The sequence below is a fragment of the Mycobacterium sp. Aquia_213 genome, assembly GCF_026625985.1.
In the GTDB taxonomy this organism is placed as follows: Bacteria; Actinomycetota; Actinomycetes; order Mycobacteriales; family Mycobacteriaceae; genus Mycobacterium.
Genome location: NZ_CP113116.1, coordinates 1684445 through 1702544, shown reverse-complemented (window position 1 = coordinate 1702544; position 18100 = coordinate 1684445). Strand labels below are relative to the sequence as shown.

13 protein-coding genes are annotated in these 18100 nt (G+C 67.0%); 8 read left to right on the top strand and 5 right to left on the bottom strand.

The genetic code is table 11. From position 1 onward, the window contains the following. Genes LMQ14_RS08135 through LMQ14_RS08125 form a run of 3 tightly spaced genes read left to right on the top strand, consistent with a single transcriptional unit; the run spans position 1 to position 3577 of the window. The gene (locus tag LMQ14_RS08135; protein ID WP_267734251.1) at positions 1-1149 is read left to right on the top strand and encodes an acyl-CoA dehydrogenase family protein; all 1149 of its coding nucleotides are present in this window, start codon (positions 1-3) and stop codon (positions 1147-1149) included. Then, positions 1146-2081, top strand: a complete 936-nt coding sequence (locus LMQ14_RS08130) for an acyl-CoA dehydrogenase family protein (protein WP_267734250.1) — start codon at positions 1146-1148, stop codon at positions 2079-2081. The genes LMQ14_RS08135 and LMQ14_RS08130 overlap by 4 nt, the downstream gene beginning before the upstream one ends. Then, the gene (locus tag LMQ14_RS08125) at positions 2078-3577 is read left to right on the top strand and encodes a class I adenylate-forming enzyme family protein (protein WP_267734249.1); all 1500 of its coding nucleotides are present in this window, start codon (positions 2078-2080) and stop codon (positions 3575-3577) included. The genes LMQ14_RS08130 and LMQ14_RS08125 overlap by 4 nt, the downstream gene beginning before the upstream one ends. A gap of 392 nt (positions 3578-3969) precedes the next feature. Here the strand turns inward: LMQ14_RS08125 and LMQ14_RS08120 are convergent, their stop codons facing one another. Further along, positions 3970-4461 carry a hypothetical protein gene (locus LMQ14_RS08120; RefSeq protein WP_267734248.1) on the bottom strand — a complete coding sequence of 164 codons (492 nt, stop codon included), beginning with the start codon at positions 4459-4461 and terminating at the stop codon, positions 3970-3972. 28 nt (positions 4462-4489) lie between these two features. Next, positions 4490-8920, bottom strand: coding sequence for a cation-translocating P-type ATPase (locus LMQ14_RS08115; RefSeq protein ID WP_267734247.1), 4431 nt, complete (start codon positions 8918-8920; stop codon positions 4490-4492). 195 nt (positions 8921-9115) lie between these two features. On the opposite strand from LMQ14_RS08115, the gene LMQ14_RS08110 reads away from it, so the two are divergent. The 5 genes from LMQ14_RS08110 (at position 9116) to LMQ14_RS08090 (ending at position 14589) form a co-directional block, all read left to right on the top strand. After that, positions 9116-9448 carry a hypothetical protein gene (locus tag LMQ14_RS08110; RefSeq protein WP_267734246.1) on the top strand — a complete coding sequence of 111 codons (333 nt, stop codon included), beginning with the start codon at positions 9116-9118 and terminating at the stop codon, positions 9446-9448. Positions 9449-9528: 80 nt separating this feature from the next. Continuing rightward, positions 9529-10557, top strand: a complete 1029-nt coding sequence (locus LMQ14_RS08105; protein WP_267734245.1) for a hotdog fold thioesterase — start codon at positions 9529-9531, stop codon at positions 10555-10557. Between the two features lie 76 nt (positions 10558-10633). Further along, positions 10634-11839: an amidohydrolase family protein gene (locus tag LMQ14_RS08100; protein ID WP_267734244.1), complete on the top strand. Its 1206-nt coding sequence runs from the start codon at positions 10634-10636 to the stop codon at positions 11837-11839. 203 nt (positions 11840-12042) lie between these two features. Further along, a complete protein-coding gene (locus tag LMQ14_RS08095) occupies positions 12043-12474 on the top strand; it encodes an anti-sigma factor antagonist (protein WP_267734243.1) in 432 nt (143 codons plus the stop codon). Between the two features lie 150 nt (positions 12475-12624). Beyond that, the gene (locus LMQ14_RS08090; RefSeq protein WP_267734242.1) at positions 12625-14589 is read left to right on the top strand and encodes a SpoIIE family protein phosphatase; all 1965 of its coding nucleotides are present in this window, start codon (positions 12625-12627) and stop codon (positions 14587-14589) included. A gap of 7 nt (positions 14590-14596) precedes the next feature. On the opposite strand, the gene LMQ14_RS08085 is transcribed toward LMQ14_RS08090, so the two are convergent. The 3 genes from LMQ14_RS08085 to LMQ14_RS08075 form a co-directional block, all read right to left on the bottom strand. After that, on the bottom strand, positions 14597-15832 hold the full coding sequence (locus tag LMQ14_RS08085) for an acyl-CoA dehydrogenase family protein (protein WP_267734241.1): 1236 nt from the start codon (positions 15830-15832) through the stop codon (positions 14597-14599). Then, the gene (locus tag LMQ14_RS08080; RefSeq protein ID WP_267734240.1) at positions 15829-16986 is read right to left on the bottom strand and encodes an acyl-CoA dehydrogenase family protein; all 1158 of its coding nucleotides are present in this window, start codon (positions 16984-16986) and stop codon (positions 15829-15831) included. Before LMQ14_RS08080 ends, LMQ14_RS08085 begins: the two co-directional genes overlap by 4 nt. A gap of 119 nt (positions 16987-17105) precedes the next feature. Continuing rightward, entirely contained in the window at positions 17106-18071 is a 966-nt protein-coding gene (locus tag LMQ14_RS08075; protein ID WP_267734239.1) for an alpha/beta hydrolase, read from the bottom strand. Positions 18072-18100 lie beyond the last annotated feature (29 nt).

Sequence of the window (18100 nt, the reverse complement as noted above, 5' to 3'; positions counted from 1 at the left end):
ATGGACTACGACCTCGGCGACGACGCCGTCGAACTGCGACACCGCTTGCGGGAGTTGATCGCCCACCACGTACCACCCGACTTCCTGGGCGCCTGCACCGAGGATCCGCAAGACCTCGCCACCACCGAGACGTTCTGCAAGCTGCTGGCCTCCGAGGGTCTGCTCGCGCTGGCCTGGCCGAAAGAGCATGGCGGCGGCGGTGGTTCGGTCTGGCAACAGACGGTATTGCGCGAGGAGATGTGGGCCCAGCACGAGCCGCGGGGCCCGCAGTACATGGGTGTCAACTGGGTCGGCCCGGCGCTGATGCGATACGGGACGCAGGAACAGAAGGCAAAGCACCTGGCGGCCATCGCGTCCGGCGATGTGATCTGGTGCCAAGGCTTCTCCGAACCGGAGGCCGGAACGGACTTGGTCTCGTTGCGCACGCGCGCCGTGCCGGACGGGGACGGCTGGCGCATCACCGGCCAGAAGGTGTGGACGTCGTACGCGCAGATGGCGTCCTGGTGCGTGCTGGCGACGTGCACCGACCCCGACGCCCCGAAGCACAAGCGGCTCACCCTTTTTCTGATCCCGATGGACCGCAAGGGTTTCACGGTACGGGGAATCCCGTCGATGCTGGGGCCGCATCACCTCAACGAGATGTTCCTCGACGATGTGCAGGCGTTCCCCGGTGACGTTCTCGGCGAGGTCGGTGACGGCTGGCGGGTGATGCGCGAGGCGCTCGCGTTCGAGCGCGTCGGCATCGCGCGCTACGCGCGCTGCGAGTCGCTGCTGCATCGGATACAAAGCGAGTTCGGCGACGACTGGGACCGGCTGCCCGAATCGCTTCGGGCTCGGTGGGTCCGGGCGCTCGTCGACTTGCGGGTGGCCAGGCTGCTGGCCTATCGCGCGGTGTCGCTGCAGGACGATCCGTCGGCCGGTGCGGCGGCCAGCGCCGCCCGCATCGCCACCACTACTTGCGATCAGCAGGTCGCCGAGCTGCTGTTTGACGTGCTGGGCCCGGTCGCACTGGACAGCGGTGCCTCGTCAGCGCTGCACGGGGCCATCGAAGACCATTGGCGCTACGCACAAGCGGCCACCGTGGCATCGGGCACCATCGAGGTGCAGCGCATGCTGGTGGCACGAGCCGCTCTGGGAGAGCACCGGTGAAAACCACACTGCCACAGGACATTAGCGACTTCGCGACCGTCGCCGCCAAACGGTTCGACCGGCTGGGCGGCCCGCAGGCCGCACTGCGGGCCGAGACAGACGACAGCGTTCGGGACGCGGCTCGAGCGGCCCTGGGCGAGCTCGGCGCGTTCGAGCTCGAAGTCCGGTCCGGTCCCGACGACCTGCTTGCCGCGGCAGTGCTCTGCCAAACCGCGGGTGCGCACGCGCTGCCCTATCCCGTCGTCGAGGAGCTGCTGGCAATCGACGGTGCGCGCCTAGCCCTGGTCAATCCCGAGGCGCCGCGCATCGACCACGGCGATCTGCCCGGCGCCTGGGTCGCCGCCGACCTGGATGGCAACCGGTACCAGCTGCAGATCGCGTCGCGGACGAACGCCAAACTGGGGCCGTTCCTGGTGCCGGCCTCAATAAGCGCACCCGACGGGACAGTTCCGGCCGCCGACGTTAATCTTCATCTCGTGCTGGGATCATGGCGGATTCTGGGAGCAATGCAGCGCTCGCTGCAGATCGTCACTGACCATCTGCGGGCCCGCATCCAGTTCGGCAAGCCGCTGGCGGACTTCCAGGCCGTCCGGTTCGCCGTCGCGGATGCCTCGGTCGCGGTACGTGGGCTGCACGAGCTGGCGAAATACACCATTTGCCGACCGGAATCGCTACCGGCGCAGGTGCATTCCGCTGACGCGCTGGTGCTCCGATTCAAGGCCACCGACACCGCACGGCAAGTGCTGCGCGCCTCCCACCAGTTGCTCGGCGCCCTGGGCTTCTGCGACGAGTCCGACGTCAGCGTGCTCGACCGGCACACCCAGCCGCTGATCCGGTTGCCGCTGGGCGCCGAGGCGCTCGGGCTGCGCCTGATCTCCGACGTCCGCGACGGCTCCCTGGAGACCCTCTTCAGCGAACCGGTATCGGCGTGAGCAGTACGCAACCCCTCGAGTCGGCGGCGACCAATCCGTTCGAAAACGGAGTCCCGTTCGGCACCAAACTCGCCACGCTCGCCGAACACCAGCGCGACACGGCGGCGGTGACGGTTGTCGCGCTCGACGGCACCGCGGCGGCGCTGACGTTCGGTGAGCTCGACGCCCGCGCCAACCAATGGGGGCGGGCCCTGACGGCCGCCGGCGCACAAACGGGTTCCCTTGTCGCACTCGCGATTCCAAATTCGGTGCACCTGGTGCTGGCCACGCTGGGATGCTGGAAAATCGGCGCGGTCCCGATCCCGATGCACTGGGATCTGCCGGATTGGGAGCGGGATCGGGTGCGCGCGGTGATCGACCCCGCCGTCGTCGTCGACGAACAGACTCGGTGGGAGCTGGACGCCCGTGCGGCGGGCGAGTCCGGCGACCCGCTGCCAGAAGCCATCTCCCCCGCCGCGAATGGAATCTGCAGCAGCGGATCGACCGGGGTGCCCAAGGTGATCCTCACCCTGGCTCCGTCACTATGGATTCCCGAGCAGGGCGAACCGTTCATCACGAACTGGACGCCGGTGCAGATGCCGCAAACCATCATGGTGCCCGCGCCGATGTATCACACCAACGGTTTCGCAACCTTCCTGATGCTGCTCGGCGGCAATCACCTGGTAATACTCGAAAAGTTCGATGCGGCTTTGGTTTTGGATGTTATCGAACGTTATCGGATCACCAACTTCACGGCCACGCCGACCATGCTGGCGCGCATCGCGGCGCGGCCCGACGTCCGGCAGCGTGACCTGTCGAGCGTCGTCTTCATTCTCCAAGGCGCCGCGGTGATGCCGCCCTCGCTGCTGCATACCTGGTTCGAACTGCTCAGCCCCGAACGGATTGTGACGGCCTACGGCATGACCGAGAATCTCGGGCTCACCGCGTTGCGCGGCGACGAATGGCTGTCGCATCCCGGCAGCGTCGGTCGCGGCTTCCGCGACACCGAGATCCGAATTCTGGACGCCGACAAAAACCCGGTACCCACCGGTGAAGACGGCGACATCTACCTGCGCGCGCCGATGAGCGCCGGGTATCGCTACCTCGGCGGCGCCGCACCGCTGCCATCGACCGAGGACGGCTTTCGTTCCGCCGGCGACATCGGCCACGTCGACGAGGACGGTTTCCTCTACCTCGTCGATCGCCGGGTCGACATGATCGTCAGCGGCGGCGCGAATGTCTTTCCCGCCGAGGTCGAGTCGGCCCTTGCCGGCCACCCTGACATCGCCGATGTCGTGGTGATCGGGCTCGCCGACGAACGGTGGGGACGCCGGGTGCATGCCGTGGTGCAAGCCGCCGACGGCGCGTCGCTCACCGAGCAGCTGGTGATCGAGTACGCCAAGAACCGGCTCGCGCCCTACAAGGCACCCAAGACGGTCGAGTTCGTCGATGCGATCCCCCGCACGGCGGCGACCAAGGTCAATCGCTCCGCGATGATCGCCGCCCGGGGCGGGTGAGCGTTCAACCCCGCACCCTGACCGAGCGAAGAGAAAAATCCGGCAGCGCGGGTTAGCGTAGTGCGACAACTGCTGTCCCTGCGGTAACCAGCAGCGACGGAGTGCCCGGCGTCTTCCCGAGAAAAGGAATCCCAACATGAAGCCGAGAGTATTGATGGCCACGATCGGAGCGGCAGCATTGGCCGCTGGTGTGATGTGGACCGCACCATCGGCCTCGGCTGGCACCGACTTTTGCAATTCGCTTCCCAAGCCCCAGCAAGTTCATGAGTGCAACTGCGGCTTCGACTTCGCCCCGGGCAGTCAGGAGCTTCAAGATTGCATGGCAGGGAAACCGGTTGTGCCCGCTCCACCGCCGCAACCTTGATTAGCCCGCCCGGCGGCGGGCCACCGTTTTAGATGTGGTGGCCGAAGACGTCTTCCATGACTTCACCGACCGCCGCCAGCGAACGGCTGGAGTGCTGCTTGACCAGCACATGTCCGCCCAGCACGACGAGGGCAATCGGCAGCTCCACGGCCCCGAACGCCAGCAGCGCAGTGAGCCCCACCACGTAGACGACGTCGTGTTTGTCGGGCCGGTGGAACTTCCCGATGACCGGCAAGTCGATTGCCCGTGATTCCAACTCCCGCAGGGTTCGCAGGGTCCGGGCGCGCTTGGACTTCGGGTGCGCCTCGGCGTAGGCAGCCCACCGCTGCGCGAAACTCGGTCCGGCACGAAGCTCTTCGGCCAGCTCATCGTGCAGCTCTTCGTGCAACTCATCGTGCAGTTCGTCGTGCAACTCATCGTGGAGCTCGTCGTGCAGCTCGTCGTGGAGCTGATCGTGCAGCTCGTCTGAGCCGGAATCCGTTTCGGGCGTGCCGTTTTGGTCTTGGTCCAGCGTGGTCATGTCTGTACCTCTTCGTTGTTGTCGTCGGTTAACCGGCTGGTGTGAGTTCCAGTTGGGGCACCCGGTCGCCCTTGGCTCCATTGCCACTGTCCATACCCGGGATTTCCTGGGCCCACGTAGTCAGCGACCCCACCATGCTGGTCAAGACGCTGTCGGCCTCGTTGCCATATTTCGAGACGCGTTTCCCGATCATCGATGCCATCCGGAGCAACAAGTCCGGCTTGGCGGCGGTAAGCACGGTCAGGCCCACGGCCGGGGCCACGCCTTCGATCCACCCCAGCGGACCCAGCGGGACGCACCCGACGAGTTGGCTGAGGCCCGGCGTCGTAATCAGGGCGGCCATCGCGACGAAGGTGCCGGCGACGGTGCTGATCACGAGCGGATCGCGGGAATCCAGCAGCGTCTGCCCCAGCTGCGTCGTGACCAGACCCACCAGACCGACCGTCGCCGCACGCTGCGGGGCAGCGCGGGTAAAGGTGGCCAGGCTCCACGAAGCGCTTGCGCCAACAGTCGTGGCGGCCCCGCGGATAGCGACGGTCTGCATCAGATCGTCCATGTTGATCCCGCGCTCCGACGGCGGTCGCATGTTGCGAACGGCGCTCACCGCAACGGCCGTCGTGGGGAACACGTCGGTCAGGATGTTCACCAGCAGGATCTGCCGGGCCGTCAGCGGCGCGATGCCTCGGACCATCGTGCCGTACATGTTGAAGGCCACCTCACCGGCGTTGCCGCCCAACAACATCCCGACCGCGGCTTGTGCTTGCTGCCACAACCGGTGACCCTCCTCGATCGCCTCCAAGAGGCTTCCGACGCGGCCCTCGGTCAGCACCACGTCGGCGGCGCCGCGGGCCGGGTCGCTGCCGTGCGAGGACACGCCCACGCCCACGGCCGCGGCACGGATCGCCGCGGCGTCGTTGGCACCGTCGCCCACCATCGCGGTCACGACCCCGGAATTGCTGATCTGCTGGACGATCTGGACCTTCTGCTCGGGTGACATCCGCGCATAGATCACGTTGGTCTTGACGACCTCGGCCCGCTCGGCGATCGACAACCGCTCCCAGCGGGCTCCCGTGATGATGCAGTCTTCCGGAACGTCGAGCCCGATCTCGCGAGCGATGGCGCGGGCGGTGGCCGGGTGGTCGCCCGTGATCACCCGCACGCCGATGTCCCGTTTGGCCAGTCCGAGCAGGAGTTCCCGCGCGTCGCGCCGCGGCGTGTCGGTGATCCCGAGGAATCCCAACAGGCGTAAATCATTGCGGCACAACGGTTCCAGGCCCTTGTCCTGCGCGATCTCGAGCTCGGCATCCGTCAATGTCTTGTCGGCGACCGCGATCACGCGAAGGCCGCGCGCGGCCATGTCGTGGACGTGTGCCAACAGCTCCTCACGCAGGTCGTCGTCCTGACCCTCGACGCACGCCGACAGGACGATCTCGGGTCCGCCCTTGACCGCGAGGGTGTCGCCGTCCAGTCCGGCCGCGTAGGCGCGTCCGGCACGGAACGGCAACTCGCGGTCGCGCTTTGGCTGACTTCCGGCTCGATTGACCACCGCGGCGTCGGTCGCCTGCAGCGGAGCGTGCTCGGTGACCGCCACCGGGGTGGCCAGCGCCGCGCGCTCGAGAATCACGTCCTCGTCGAAACCCGGCTGTGCGGAGATATCCGTCACCACTAGCCGGTTTTCACTCAGCGTCCCGGTCTTGTCGAAGCAGACCACCTCGACGCGGCCCAGGGTCTCGACCGACCGCGGAGCCCGGACCAAAACGTTGCGCTCGGTCAGGCGCCTTGCCGCCTCGCGCTGCGCCAGAGTCGCCACCAGCGGAAGGCCTTCCGGCACGGCGGCGACCGCGCAGTAGACACCGCTGGTGACCGCTTCACGAATGCCCGACCCACGCAGCAGCGCGGTGGCGATCACTCCGACACCACCGGTGAGGGTCCAGGGCAACACCTTCGCCGTCACCGAGGCCAGCTGTGCGTGCAGCCCGACCTCGTCGCGCCGTTTCGGAGCCAGCGCCATGGCCCGGCCCGCGGCGGTAGCTTCACCGACCGCGACGACCACCGCGCGGCACACGCCGCTGAGCACGGTCGAGCCCTCGTAGATCATGCAGGCTCGCTCGGCCAGCGGGCGGCCCGGTGTCGGCGCGGGGTTTTTGGTCACCGGCAACGACTCGCCCGTCAGCGACGATTCGTCCACCTCCACGGCGACCGCGGTCAGCACGCGGGCGTCGGCGGGAACCACCTCACCAGAACGGACCTCGATGATGGTTCCCGGTGTCAGGTGCTCGGTCGCCACCAGCTCGAACTGGTCGGGTCCCGTGGTGACGCGGGCCGGCGGCGTCTGGGCGCTGAGCATCTTGTTGAGCTGACGATCCGAGCTGAGTCGCTGCCCCGCAGCGATCCCGGCGCTGCCCAAGAGCACAATCCCGACCAGCACACCGTCCATCGGCGAACCGACGAGCGCGCTCGCCATCGCCCCGGTGGCGAGGATCGGGGTGAGCGGATCCTGCATCTCGTGCCACATCGCCTCGACGACGTCTCTGCTGCTGTCGGCGAAGCCGGCGGCCAACGCCTGCATCCGCGTCTGGGGAACCTGGGCGGCGACGGGGACGGGGTTGGCGAGCTCGGGCCACAGGGCCCGAATCTGTGCCTGCGCCTGGTCGGCGTCCAGCGCGTGCCATTCGGTGTCCGCGGCCGCGGCCGGATCGGGCTGCATGGCCACCCCTCGCCCGATCACGTATCCGGGAATGAGCGCGATGGCAGCGGCCGCGATGCTGGGGCGCACGCCCGCCGCCCGAACACCCGGCAACAGCGTCAGCGAGCCCAGCAGGGTCCCAGCAGCGGCCAACTCGACGCCTCGCCGTGCGGCCGACTTGGCCGCGGGGATGGCGTCGATGATCCGGCACGCGACCTTGAGGTCCGGCATCAGGACGTCGGCCATCCACGCGGGCGCCCCCCGACCGGCCGGCCAGACCGCCAGCCCAAGGTCCGCGGCGGCGAAGGCACGCCGAAGGTCACGCCCCACCACGGCGACGATTTTTCCGTCGGCCTGCAATTGCCGGACCGCACCGTAGATGGTCAGATCCACGTCGCCGTCGTCGACGGGCAGCAGTTCGTCGAATGTGCCGCGCAGATGCCCGGCATCGGCCCGATCCACCGACACGAGCTTGAGATCGGCGCCGCGCGCCGCGGCCATGAGTGGTTCGGCGTAGGGATCCGCATTGCGCGCCACCACGACCTCGAGGTCGTGCAGCTCCGGCAACTGATGCGCGGGTGACAGCGAGCACCCGGTGTGGACGCCCGCATCGAGCAGACCGTCGTTGACATCCGTTTGGGCGCACTGCCACACCTTGGTGCGGAGTTCGCCGTCGACGCCGCTGATCTCGGCCACGCGCAGGGTTTCACCGACCAGCACCGCGGGGTCGACGATCAGCACGTCGACACCATCCAGGCGCCGGATCGCGTCGGGTCGCATCACCAGGGTGTGGTGGTAGCGGTTCAGCCCGGCGCAGAACGTCGTGGCGAACGACTCGCGGGCGTAGTTGAGCGCCCGCGGTGCGGCGACGATGACCGCCTCGCTCGCCAGCGCGGCCCCGCCGCTGACGGTGAGGGCGATTGCCCCGGCCAGGCCCGCCGCGGTTGCTGCGCGGGCGTAGTTTTCCGACGCCGTGTCCGGCACGGGCCGCGGCCGCCGCGTCTCCGGGTGCGGCTCGGCTTCGGCGCTGAGCGCCAGCTGAGGTTCGTGCTCATTCCAGGCCTCAACGGCCGACAGCGCTTCTATGAGGCGCAGGCTCCGAAGGCACATGTCGGCGGCGATCACCGACGGGGTGTGGCCGAGCGACTGGGTGACGGCGGTGCCCAACGCGAGCAGTGCGTCGGCGCGCCCACGGCCAAGGGCCCGTTCGAACACCCGGCGTACATCGGGCTGCGCCTCGGCAAAGGTGGTCGCGGCGGCGAAGGCGCGCGGCAACCTGGGCATCCGCGTCACTTGCAGGAACGTCGTGACACCCAGCGATACCGCCTTGGCCCCAAGCAGGCTCATCCGGTTGACGACCTCCGCGCCGTCTCCGGGGATGTCGATCACCGGCAGCCGGACCGGAGGCTGCGGCGCGAACTCGTCGGATGGCTCGTTGCGAGCGGCTTTCTGGGTGAAGGCCCGCTCGATCGCCTCCACCATCAGGGCCAAATCGTCGACGGTCGGCCCGTTTTCGTCGATGTCGACGATCAGGCGGGACAACGGCCAGTTCACCTGGGTGCGGGTGACGCCGGTGGTGCTGCCTATCGTCCGCTCCAGGACGGTCGCGTACTCAGACGAGCGGTCCTCCTCGGGGATGCGCAGCTCGATCCACCCGCGGCCATTGCCGGACCAGCGGCGGCGGGGACGGTCCCCACCCAGCAACTCAGCTGCCGCGGCAGCGCCGCCTGCGACCACCATACGAAGCCCCGAGACGATCGGCTCGATGACCATAGTTGTGCGTTACGCCCTCTCGCGATAATTAGCTTGGACATTGCAGATTCACGCAGCAGACTCGTCGAAGTAGTACGTGCGTGCTACACCGTATTGACTAAGAGGATCTAGGAGCGCGACTTAGAGAATCCGAAAAGCAAACGGACGACAAATTATTGGCCACGCGCACAACAATTCGAATCTTGGGAGGGCACAGTGACAATCATTGAACGAGCCACCAAATCAGCGAACTCGGTTGCCGACCAAACGGTTTCAACAGTTAGCCAGATCGGGACCGCGATCGCCGAGGGCGTCGTTGTTACGACGAGAGACATTCGCACCGGTATGCGAGAGGGCCACATCCGCCCCCGGACCGCGGTCGTCGCCGCGGCAGTCGGGCTGATCGCCGTCGTCGAATGGCCCCTGCTGCTCGCCGCCGGCGGCGTCGCGGTACTCGCCAGCAAACTCAAGAAGCGGTCCCCGGAGACCGAGCCAGAGGCCGAGCTCGAGACAGGGCCCGAAACCCCCGACGAGCTACCGCAGGGCTAGCTTCGCAGAGATCTCGTCACGCGCGGTAACCTCATTCTCAAAGCGCACGCGGTGCGCCACGGGAAGGGGACATAGCGCACATGACCGCCCCCAGCGATGACGCCGAAGTGACGCGCGGCGACCGCTTCATCAAGACGGCCGTGGAGATCCTGCGCGAGACCGGGCGCACCGACTTCACCGTGCAGGAGGTCGTCGCCCGCTCCAAGACCTCGCTGCGCGCCTTTTACCAGCACTTCAGCAGCAAGGACGAACTGCTGCTCGCGCTATTCGACCGGACGATCTCGCAATCGGTGCTGACCTGGCGCGCCGAAGCCGCCGGACTGGACAGCACGGCCGCGCTGAAGCTGTTGATCGACCGCATCAGCCAGCAACCGGAATCCAGCACCCAGGACAGCCTCAACCGGGCATTGGGTCTCTATAACCAGCACCTCGCCGATACCCGTCCCCGCGAATACGCCCGCGTGCTGTCCCCGTTGTACCAACTGATCCGCGACATCGTGGGGCAAGGCATCACCGAGGGAGTGTTCAGCCCGGGTCTGGGTACCGGGGAGTCGGCCGCGATCGTGATGCAGACGATGATGGGGGCGCAGCGGCTGCACTGGCTGGGCGCCGAATTGAACGGGTCGCCGGTCGACGCCGGCCAGCTTTACGACTTCTGCAGCCGCGCGTTGGGCATCCGGGACACCGACGACGAAACGGGCCCGCCCTCACTGGCGGAGTTGTTCGCCGCAATTGGCTTGCGCGCGGGCTCGCGCAACGGCGAATTCGCGATGACGATGCCGGTTAGTCCGAACGTGGTCAACACTTCTGGGGCGCTGCAGGGCGGCCTGATCGCCACCCTTGTCGACGTGGCGGGCGGCCAGTACGGGCTGGATTTTCTGCAGCCGGGCACCACGATGACTACCGCGGATCTGTTCGTCCGCTACCTGCGGCCGATTCGGCAGGGCGCCGCGTTCGCCGTGCCCCGAATGCTGCGCGCCGGCCGGCGGGCGATGGTCATGCAGATCGACATCTATGGCGACGGCGACGACGAGGTCGCCGCGACCGCGACGGTGAATTTCGCCATCATCAACGGGGCGACACCCAAGGGCCTCCGGGCGGACACCTAACGCCGGTACACGTTGTTGCGCCGAAGTGGTAACGTCATTACCACTCGACGAGAATCCAGCCCTCAAGGAGATCGCCATGCCCTCTCGCGAACTCAGCTTCCCCGTCTTTGACGCCGACAACCACATGTACGAGCCGCAGGAAGCGCTGACCAAGTTCCTCCCGGAAAGCAGGAAGCGCGTCATCGACTACGTGCAGGTCCGCGGCCGCACCAAGATCGTGGTGCGCGGCCACATCAGCGAGTACATCCCCAACCCGACGTTCGAGGTCGTCGCCAAGCCCGGCGCCCAGGAGGACTACTTCCGCAACGGCGCGCAGGGCAAGACGTATCGCGAGATCCTCGGCGAGCCGATGAAGGCGATCCCGGCCTTCCGCGAACCGGGCGCGCGCCTCGAGGTGATGGACGAGCTCGGCATCGACTACGCACTGATGTTCCCGACGCTGGCCAGCCTGGTCGAAGAGCGCATGAAGGACGACCCGGAGATGACCCACGACGTCATCCACGCGCTCAACGAGTGGATGCACGAGCAGTGGACGTTCAACTATCAGGACCGCATCTTCGCCACCCCGGTCATCACGCTGCCGATCGTCGACCGTGCGCTCGAGGAACTGCAGTGGTGTCTGGAGCGCGGCGCTCGCACCGTGCTGGTCCGCCCGGCACCGGTGCCCGGTTTCAAGGGCAGCCGGTCGTTCGGCCTCGAGGAGTTCGACCCGTTCTGGCAGGCCTGCGTCGAGGCCGGCATCCCGGTCTCGATGCACGCCTCGGACAGTGGTTACTCGGAATTCGCGAACGTGTGGGAGCCCGGCGACGAGTTCCTGCCGTTCAAGCCGACCGCGTTCCGGAGCTTCGCGATGGGCCACCGGCCGATCCTGGACGCGATGGGTGCGCTGGTGTGCCACGGCGCGCTGTCCCGCAACCCCGAACTGCGGATCCTGTCCATCGAGAACGGCGCCGACTGGGTGCCGGACCTGTTCAAGGGCCTCAAGGGCGTCTACAAGAAGATGCCGCAGGCATTCACCGAGGACCCGGTCGAGGCGTTCAAGCGGTGCGTCTACATCACCCCGTTCTGGGAGGACCGGTTTACCGAGATCGTCAACATGGTCGGCACCGACCGGGTGATGTTCGGATCCGACTGGCCCCACCCGGAAGGCCTGAAGGACCCGATCACCTTCGTCGACGAGCTGACCGACTTCTCCGAAGAGGACGTCGCCAAGATCATGGGCGGCAACCTGATGCAGCTCATGAAGGTCTCCAAGCCGGCCAAGAAGCCGGTCTCGGCCTGATCCAGCACTGAGCATCGCCCGCCTTCGGGCGACATCCCCTGAGGTTGTCGCTCGGAGGCGGGCACTCCTGTATGCCCTGGTCAACGGCGGGACTATAGACGCGGCCTTCGGCTTTGCTATAGAAAAGAATCTTCCCTCCGAACACGGATGTCGTCACCGACGTCCAGCACGGTCCCGTTGGCGCGACCGGTTAGGAGCGCACGATGAACCTGGCTCCGGTCGAGTCCTCAGTGACCAGAGTGGCGCTAAGCCCGCGGCTGGTTTCCGAACTGGGCGATCCACACAGCACGTTGCGGGCGGCGACTCAGCGCAGCGGCGCGATCGTGATCATCCGCGCGGGCGGTGAGGTCGACGCCGTCAACGAGCACACCTGGCGACGGCTGGTGGAGGAGGCGGCCGCGGTCGCTACCCCGCCGGGCCCCTTCATCGTCGACATCAACGGCCTTGATTTCATCGGTTGCTGCGGGTTCGCCGTCCTGGCCGCCGAATCTGCCCGGTGCCGCGCTCGCGGCGTCGCATTGCGGCTGGTGAGCTGCGATCCCAGCGTCGCCCGGGTCATCCAGGCGTGCAATCTCGGCGGCGTATTGCCGCTGCATCCGACCATCGACACTGCGCTGGCCACCACCGTGGCCTGAGAGTCCGTAGCCGCTGTTAGCAAACTGATGCACGAGACACCCCCCAGCCATTGCTAATCTGATTACTTGCGTGTGTCGAATAGGACCCCGCATTGTTAGATTTCTCGGTCCAGAAAAGGGCCCGCAGGGAGGCTCAGGAGGGACGGCCATATGGTGGCCGAAAAGGACTGGGACAAGATTGTCGGTACGGCTGACGACGTGCGCCGCATCTTCGAGAAGGTCCCCGCGATGTTGATCGGCCTGGAAGGGCCGGAGCATCGCTTCGTCGCGGCCAACGCGGCCTACCGCGCCCTGAATCCGGCGTTCAACCCGGTGGGAAAGCTGGCCCGCGAGGTCTATCCCGAGCTGGAGAGCCAGCAAATCTTTCAGATGCTCGACCGGGTGTACGAGACCGGTGAGCGGCAATCCGGTGCGGAGTGGCGGCTGCAGGCCGACTTCGAAGGAACGGGAATCGAGGAGCGCTACTTCGACTTCCTCGTCACCGCACGCCGCCGAAAGGGCGGATCGATCGAGGGTGTACAAATCATCTTCGACGACGTCACGGAACGCGTGCAGGCGCGATTGGCCGCCGAGGCCCGCATCGAGGAGCTGTCCCAGCGATACCGCAACGTCCGCGATTCCGCCATCGTGATGCAGCAGGCGCTGCTGGCCTCGTCGGTACCGGTGGTTCCCGGCGCCGACATCACCGCGCAGTACCTGGTCGCCACGGAGGACACCGCAGCCGGTGGTGACTGGTTTGACGCGATACCGCTCGGGGATCGGTTGGTGCTCATCGTCGGCGACGTCGTCGGTCACGGTGTCGAGGCCGCGGCGGTCATGTCGCAGTTGCGCACCGCGCTGCGAATGCAGATATCGCAGGGCCACACCATCACCGAAGCACTCGAGGCCGTCGACCGCTTCCATGAGCAGGTACCGGGATCTAAGTCGGCCACATTGTGCGTCGGCTCGCTCGACTACGCCACGGGTGAATTCCAGTACTGCACCGCCGGACATCCGCCGCCGCTGGTGGTGACCGCCGCCTCGACCGCACGCTATGTGGAACCCTCCGGTGCGGGTCCGCTCGGCAGCCGCGTCGGGTTTCCGGTGCGCAGCGAAACGCTCGACATCGGCGACTCCATCTTGTTCTATTCCGACGGCCTGATCGAGCGGCCCGGGCGCCCGCTGGGCGCCAGCACCGCGGAATTCGCCGACCTGGCCGCCAACATCGCCGCCGGCATCGGCGGATTCGTCATCGATGCACCGACGCGAACCATCGACCGCATCTGTTCGGAGACGCTCGAATTGCTGCTCCGGTCAACCGGTTACAGCGACGACGTCACATTGCTTGCCGCGAAGCGCCGCACCCCCCCGGCACCGCTGCACATGACGCTGGACGCGACAATCCACGCCGCACGCACCGTGCGCTCCCGGCTTCGCGGATGGCTTTCGGAGATCGGCGCCGACGCCGACGACATCTCCGACGTCGTGCACGCGATCTCGGAGTTCGTCGAGAACGCGGTCGAACATGGTTACGGCACCGAGGTTTCCGACGGTGTTGTCGTCGAGGCATCGCTATCCGGCGATGGCAACCTGCATGCCGCGGTGATCGATCGCGGACAGTGGAAGGATCACCGTGAAGGCGAACAGGGTCGTGGCCGCGGACTTGCGATGGCAGAGGCGTTGGTATCCGAAGCCCTCGTTACGCGCAGCGACAATGGGACCACGGCCAGCGTGACGCACCGTCTGTCACGACCGGCCAATTTCGTCACCGACACGATTGTCGGCCGGGCAACCTACTCCCGGGCCGTCGACAACGAATTCGTCTCAACGGTGCGCGAGGCCGGCCACATCGTGGTCAGCGGGGACGTCGACTCCACCACCGCGTCCACGCTGGACCGCCTGATCGCGGTCGAAAGCCGTTCGGGCATTGCACCTTTGACGATCGACCTCAGCGCCGTCACCCACCTGGGGTCCGCTGGTGTCAGCGCGCTGGCATCCGCTCGCGACCGGGCCCTGCGACAAGGCGGTGACTGCGCGCTGATCGCCCCGCCGGGAAGCCCCGCGCATCACATCTTGTCGATGGTCCAGATACCCGTCAGCAGCGGTGATAGCGAGAACGTCTTCGCCGAGGACTAGCCCGCGATCAGCGGGTCTGGCCGTGCCGCACCTGATTGAACGGCACCCCGCGGTCGGCGGCGTATTCGCGTGGGAAGCCCAGCACCCGCTCCCCGATCACGTTGCGCGCCATCTCCGTCGTCCCGCCACCGATGGCGACGTTCTGCCGCGACAGGTACCGCAGTCCGGTCTCCAGGCCGTCACCGATCTCGCCGACCACACCGGCGGCTCCCGTGACCGCCATCGCGATATCGAAGTCCAATGTCACTGTCTCGGAGTGGAACAGCCGGATCAGCGTGCCGCCCGCCGGTGGCAGGACTCCGTCGCGGACATTGCGCGACACATGGTCGATCAGCTGCTCGGCGACCGCCCGGTGCACCAGCGACCGGCCGGCCATCTCCCGCACGCGTTCGTTCTCGGCCTGGCCCGTCTTCTCCAAAAGAGCAACGTAGTCAACGGGACTGGCCTGGCCGCCCTCGCTACCGCTGCCGCTTGCAAACTCCGAACCTTGACCGACTGCCCGGCGCTCGTGATACAGCTGCCGGGAGGCCACCGCCCAGCCGCCGTTGACCTCTCCCACCACGGCGTCGTCGCCGACGTCCACCCCGTCCAGGAACTCCTCGCAAAACTCCGTGGAGCCGCTGAGCATTGTGATGTGGCGCAACGTGATTCCCGGGTGGTTGATCGGCACCAGGAACATGGTCAGGCCTTCGTGCTTGGGCACATCCCAATCGGTGCGGGCCAGGCACAGCCCGTAGTCGGCGGCAAACGCACTCGTGCTCCAGGTCTTGGCGCCGTTGATCACCCATCGGTCTCCGCGCCGTTCGGCCCGGGTGATGACGCCGGCCAGATCCGACCCGCCGCTGGGTTCACTCAGCAGTTGCACCAGCACCTCGTCGCCGCGCAGTGCCGCCGCGATGTGCCGCTTCTTCTGCTCTTCGGTACCCGTGTCGAGCAAGGTCGCGCAGCAGATGGTGAACGTCGGAATGTTGAGGATCAACGGCATTTCGTAGCGCAGGGATTCGTCGTCGAATGCCTTTTGGTAGGCATAATCCAGACCCAGGCCGCCGTATTCACGCGGAAAGCAGATACCGGCGAATCCGCCTTCATAGAGCCGCTTTTGCAGTTCCCGGGCGCGTTTCCAGGCATCCTCGTCGTCGCGGGGCGCGGGCGGCGGCGACTCGGGGTCGATGGGCGGCAGGTTGTCCGCCAACCACGCGCGGGCGCGGGCGGCGAACTCCGCAACGGATTCCGTCGGCGTCATCGGGTCGTACTCCCGGCCGCGGAACGGCTGGCTTTCTCCAACTCATACACGCGCAAGTTGTGTTCCTCCGGCGTGCCGAACAGCGAGCGGTACAACGTAACTCGTCTCAGATAGAGGTGCAGGTCGTGTTCCCAGGTGACGCCGATGCCGCCATGCATCTGCACGCAACCCTGGACGATCCGACCCGCCATCTCTGAAACGTAGGACTTGGCGATGCTGGCCGACAGGCTCGCCGCGGGTGAGCGGTCGGCGACATCGGCAACCGCCGCACCCGTGGTGGCGCGGCACGCTTCCAGCCACAACTTCATGTCGGCGAAGTCGTGTTTGAGCGCTTGGTACGACGCCAGCGGGCGGCCGAATGTGTGTCGGTCCAGCGCCCACTGGACGGTGAAGTCGAACACCGTTTGCACGACGCCGACCACCTCGGCGCACTGCAGCACCTGGGCGATCTGGCTCTGCCGGTCGATCAGCGCGGCGGTCTCGGCGGCGCTGCCGATGGCCGCCGACGAGTCCACGACCACACCGTCGAAATGCACTCGCGCGTATTGCTTGACCAGATCGACCGACTGCTGGGGCTCGACCCGAACGCCGGGCGCGTCCGTCGGGACCAAGAACTGACGAATCTCCGCACCGCAGCGCGCCACCACGAGCAGCAGACCACTCTGGGCCGCGGCCTCGACGCGGTCCTTGGTGCCGTCGATGCGATAGCCGGTGTCGGTCTGGGTGGCCGTCACCGACGGGTCCAGCGGCTCCCAGCCGCGGCCGGGTTCCGAGACTGCCCAGGACGCAACGGTTTCGCCGGCGATCAGCGACTCGATCACCGCCGCGTGTGCCGGCGCATCGGCGCATTCGGCAAGCGCGGTGAGCACGACGCTGACCGGATACAGCGGGCCGGGTGCGACGGTCTTGCCGAGCAGTTCGGCGACCGTGGCCAGATCCGCGACACCGCTGTCCGAGACGCTGCCGCCGCCCAACTCCTCCGGAACGAGCAGGCCCGTCCAGCCCAGTTCCGCGGCGCGCTGCCACCAGGACTGGTCGAAGGAAACGCCCGCCGCGTGCAGCTCCCGGACGCGACTCAGCGGCGCTTCCTTCTGCAGAAAGGACTGGGTTGTCGAGACGAAGAGTGCCTTTTCGGGAGAGTCGACGACGGTCATGATGCCGACAAACCCTTCCGCGACATGAGGTCGCCGCCGCCAAGAATCACATTCTCGATATTAGCAAACGTCAATACCGTACGCGCTACCGGAGTTCGGTCGATAACCCGGGCGACTTGCTACATCGCGAAGACGCGGCGCACCGACTGCGCGTGCAACGCCCGGTTCTCCTGAGAGACAACCCAGCCCGGCACCATCGAGTCGAAGCCATTGAATGTCGCTGCGATGACGTGCAATTCGGTATGGACGAAGGCATGCAGGAGCCGGTTGGCGTAGTCGATGGCTTCGTCACGGCACGGGTCGATCTCGGAGCAGCTGATGAAGGTGGGCGGCAGCCCCTCGAGGTTTGCCCGGTGCGCCGGGACGTGTTGACCGGTGGCGCTGTCGGAGCCGAGGTAGTGACCCCATGCACGGCTCACCGCGGGACCGTTGAGCCCCGGTGTGCGCTGAAATTCGCGTCGCGACGGCGTGGCGTCGCTGTCGAGCATCGGCTGATGCAGGATCTGCATCAGAATGGTCGGGCCCTCATTGTCGAACATCCGCTGGGCCAGGCCCGCGACTAGCGCGGCACCCGCGTCCCGGCCCATCACGGCCAGGCGGCTCGGATCGACATCCAGCTCGGCGCAGTTCCGGATCGCGTAGTACAAACCCGCCTCGACGTCGTCGAGTGCCGCCGGGGCCGGATTCTCCGGTGCCAGCCGGTAGTCGACCGAGACCACCAGACAGCCGCCCTCGCGAGCCAGCTCCACGCACTCCGCGTGGTCGGTGTCGAGGTTGCCGCTGACGAAACCACCGCCGTGGGCGTACACAAGCAGCGGCGCTCCCGAGTCACCTTCGATGCCGCCCCGGTAGAAGCGGAGGTTCAGCTGCTGGCCGCCCGGACCGGAGATCGAGCGCGATTCGACGGCCACGCCCTTGGTGTCGACCGCCGCGGCACGCTCGGCGGCCAATCGGTTGGCCTGCTCCCGTTCGGCGGCCAGTGTCTCGGCACGGAATTCGACGATGCCCAGCTCGCTCGCGGCGTCGCGCAGCACCGGGTCGAGGCGGTTAATCCCTTGCGGGCGGGTCAGATCCGTTTGTGTCATACCCTCTCAACTTCCGGGCTCATGGTGGG

What these genes read in the sequence shown, in the direction of transcription:
- LMQ14_RS08075 (WP_267734239.1), bottom strand. Translation starts at nt 18,071, where the DNA reads ATGACACAAACGGATCTGACCCGCCCGCAAGGGATTAACCGCCTCGAC.
- LMQ14_RS08135 (WP_267734251.1), top strand. Translation starts at nt 1, where the DNA reads ATGGACTACGACCTCGGCGACGACGCCGTCGAACTGCGACACCGCTTG.
- LMQ14_RS08085 (WP_267734241.1), bottom strand. Translation starts at nt 15,832, where the DNA reads ATGACGCCGACGGAATCCGTTGCGGAGTTCGCCGCCCGCGCCCGCGCG.
- LMQ14_RS08120 (WP_267734248.1), bottom strand. Translation starts at nt 4,461, where the DNA reads ATGACCACGCTGGACCAAGACCAAAACGGCACGCCCGAAACGGATTCC.
- LMQ14_RS08105 (WP_267734245.1), top strand. Translation starts at nt 9,529, where the DNA reads ATGACCGCCCCCAGCGATGACGCCGAAGTGACGCGCGGCGACCGCTTC.
- LMQ14_RS08080 (WP_267734240.1), bottom strand. Translation starts at nt 16,986, where the DNA reads ATGACCGTCGTCGACTCTCCCGAAAAGGCACTCTTCGTCTCGACAACC.
- LMQ14_RS08115 (WP_267734247.1), bottom strand. Translation starts at nt 8,920, where the DNA reads ATGGTCATCGAGCCGATCGTCTCGGGGCTTCGTATGGTGGTCGCAGGC.
- LMQ14_RS08095 (WP_267734243.1), top strand. Translation starts at nt 12,043, where the DNA reads ATGAACCTGGCTCCGGTCGAGTCCTCAGTGACCAGAGTGGCGCTAAGC.
- LMQ14_RS08100 (WP_267734244.1), top strand. Translation starts at nt 10,634, where the DNA reads ATGCCCTCTCGCGAACTCAGCTTCCCCGTCTTTGACGCCGACAACCAC.
- LMQ14_RS08090 (WP_267734242.1), top strand. Translation starts at nt 12,625, where the DNA reads ATGGTGGCCGAAAAGGACTGGGACAAGATTGTCGGTACGGCTGACGAC.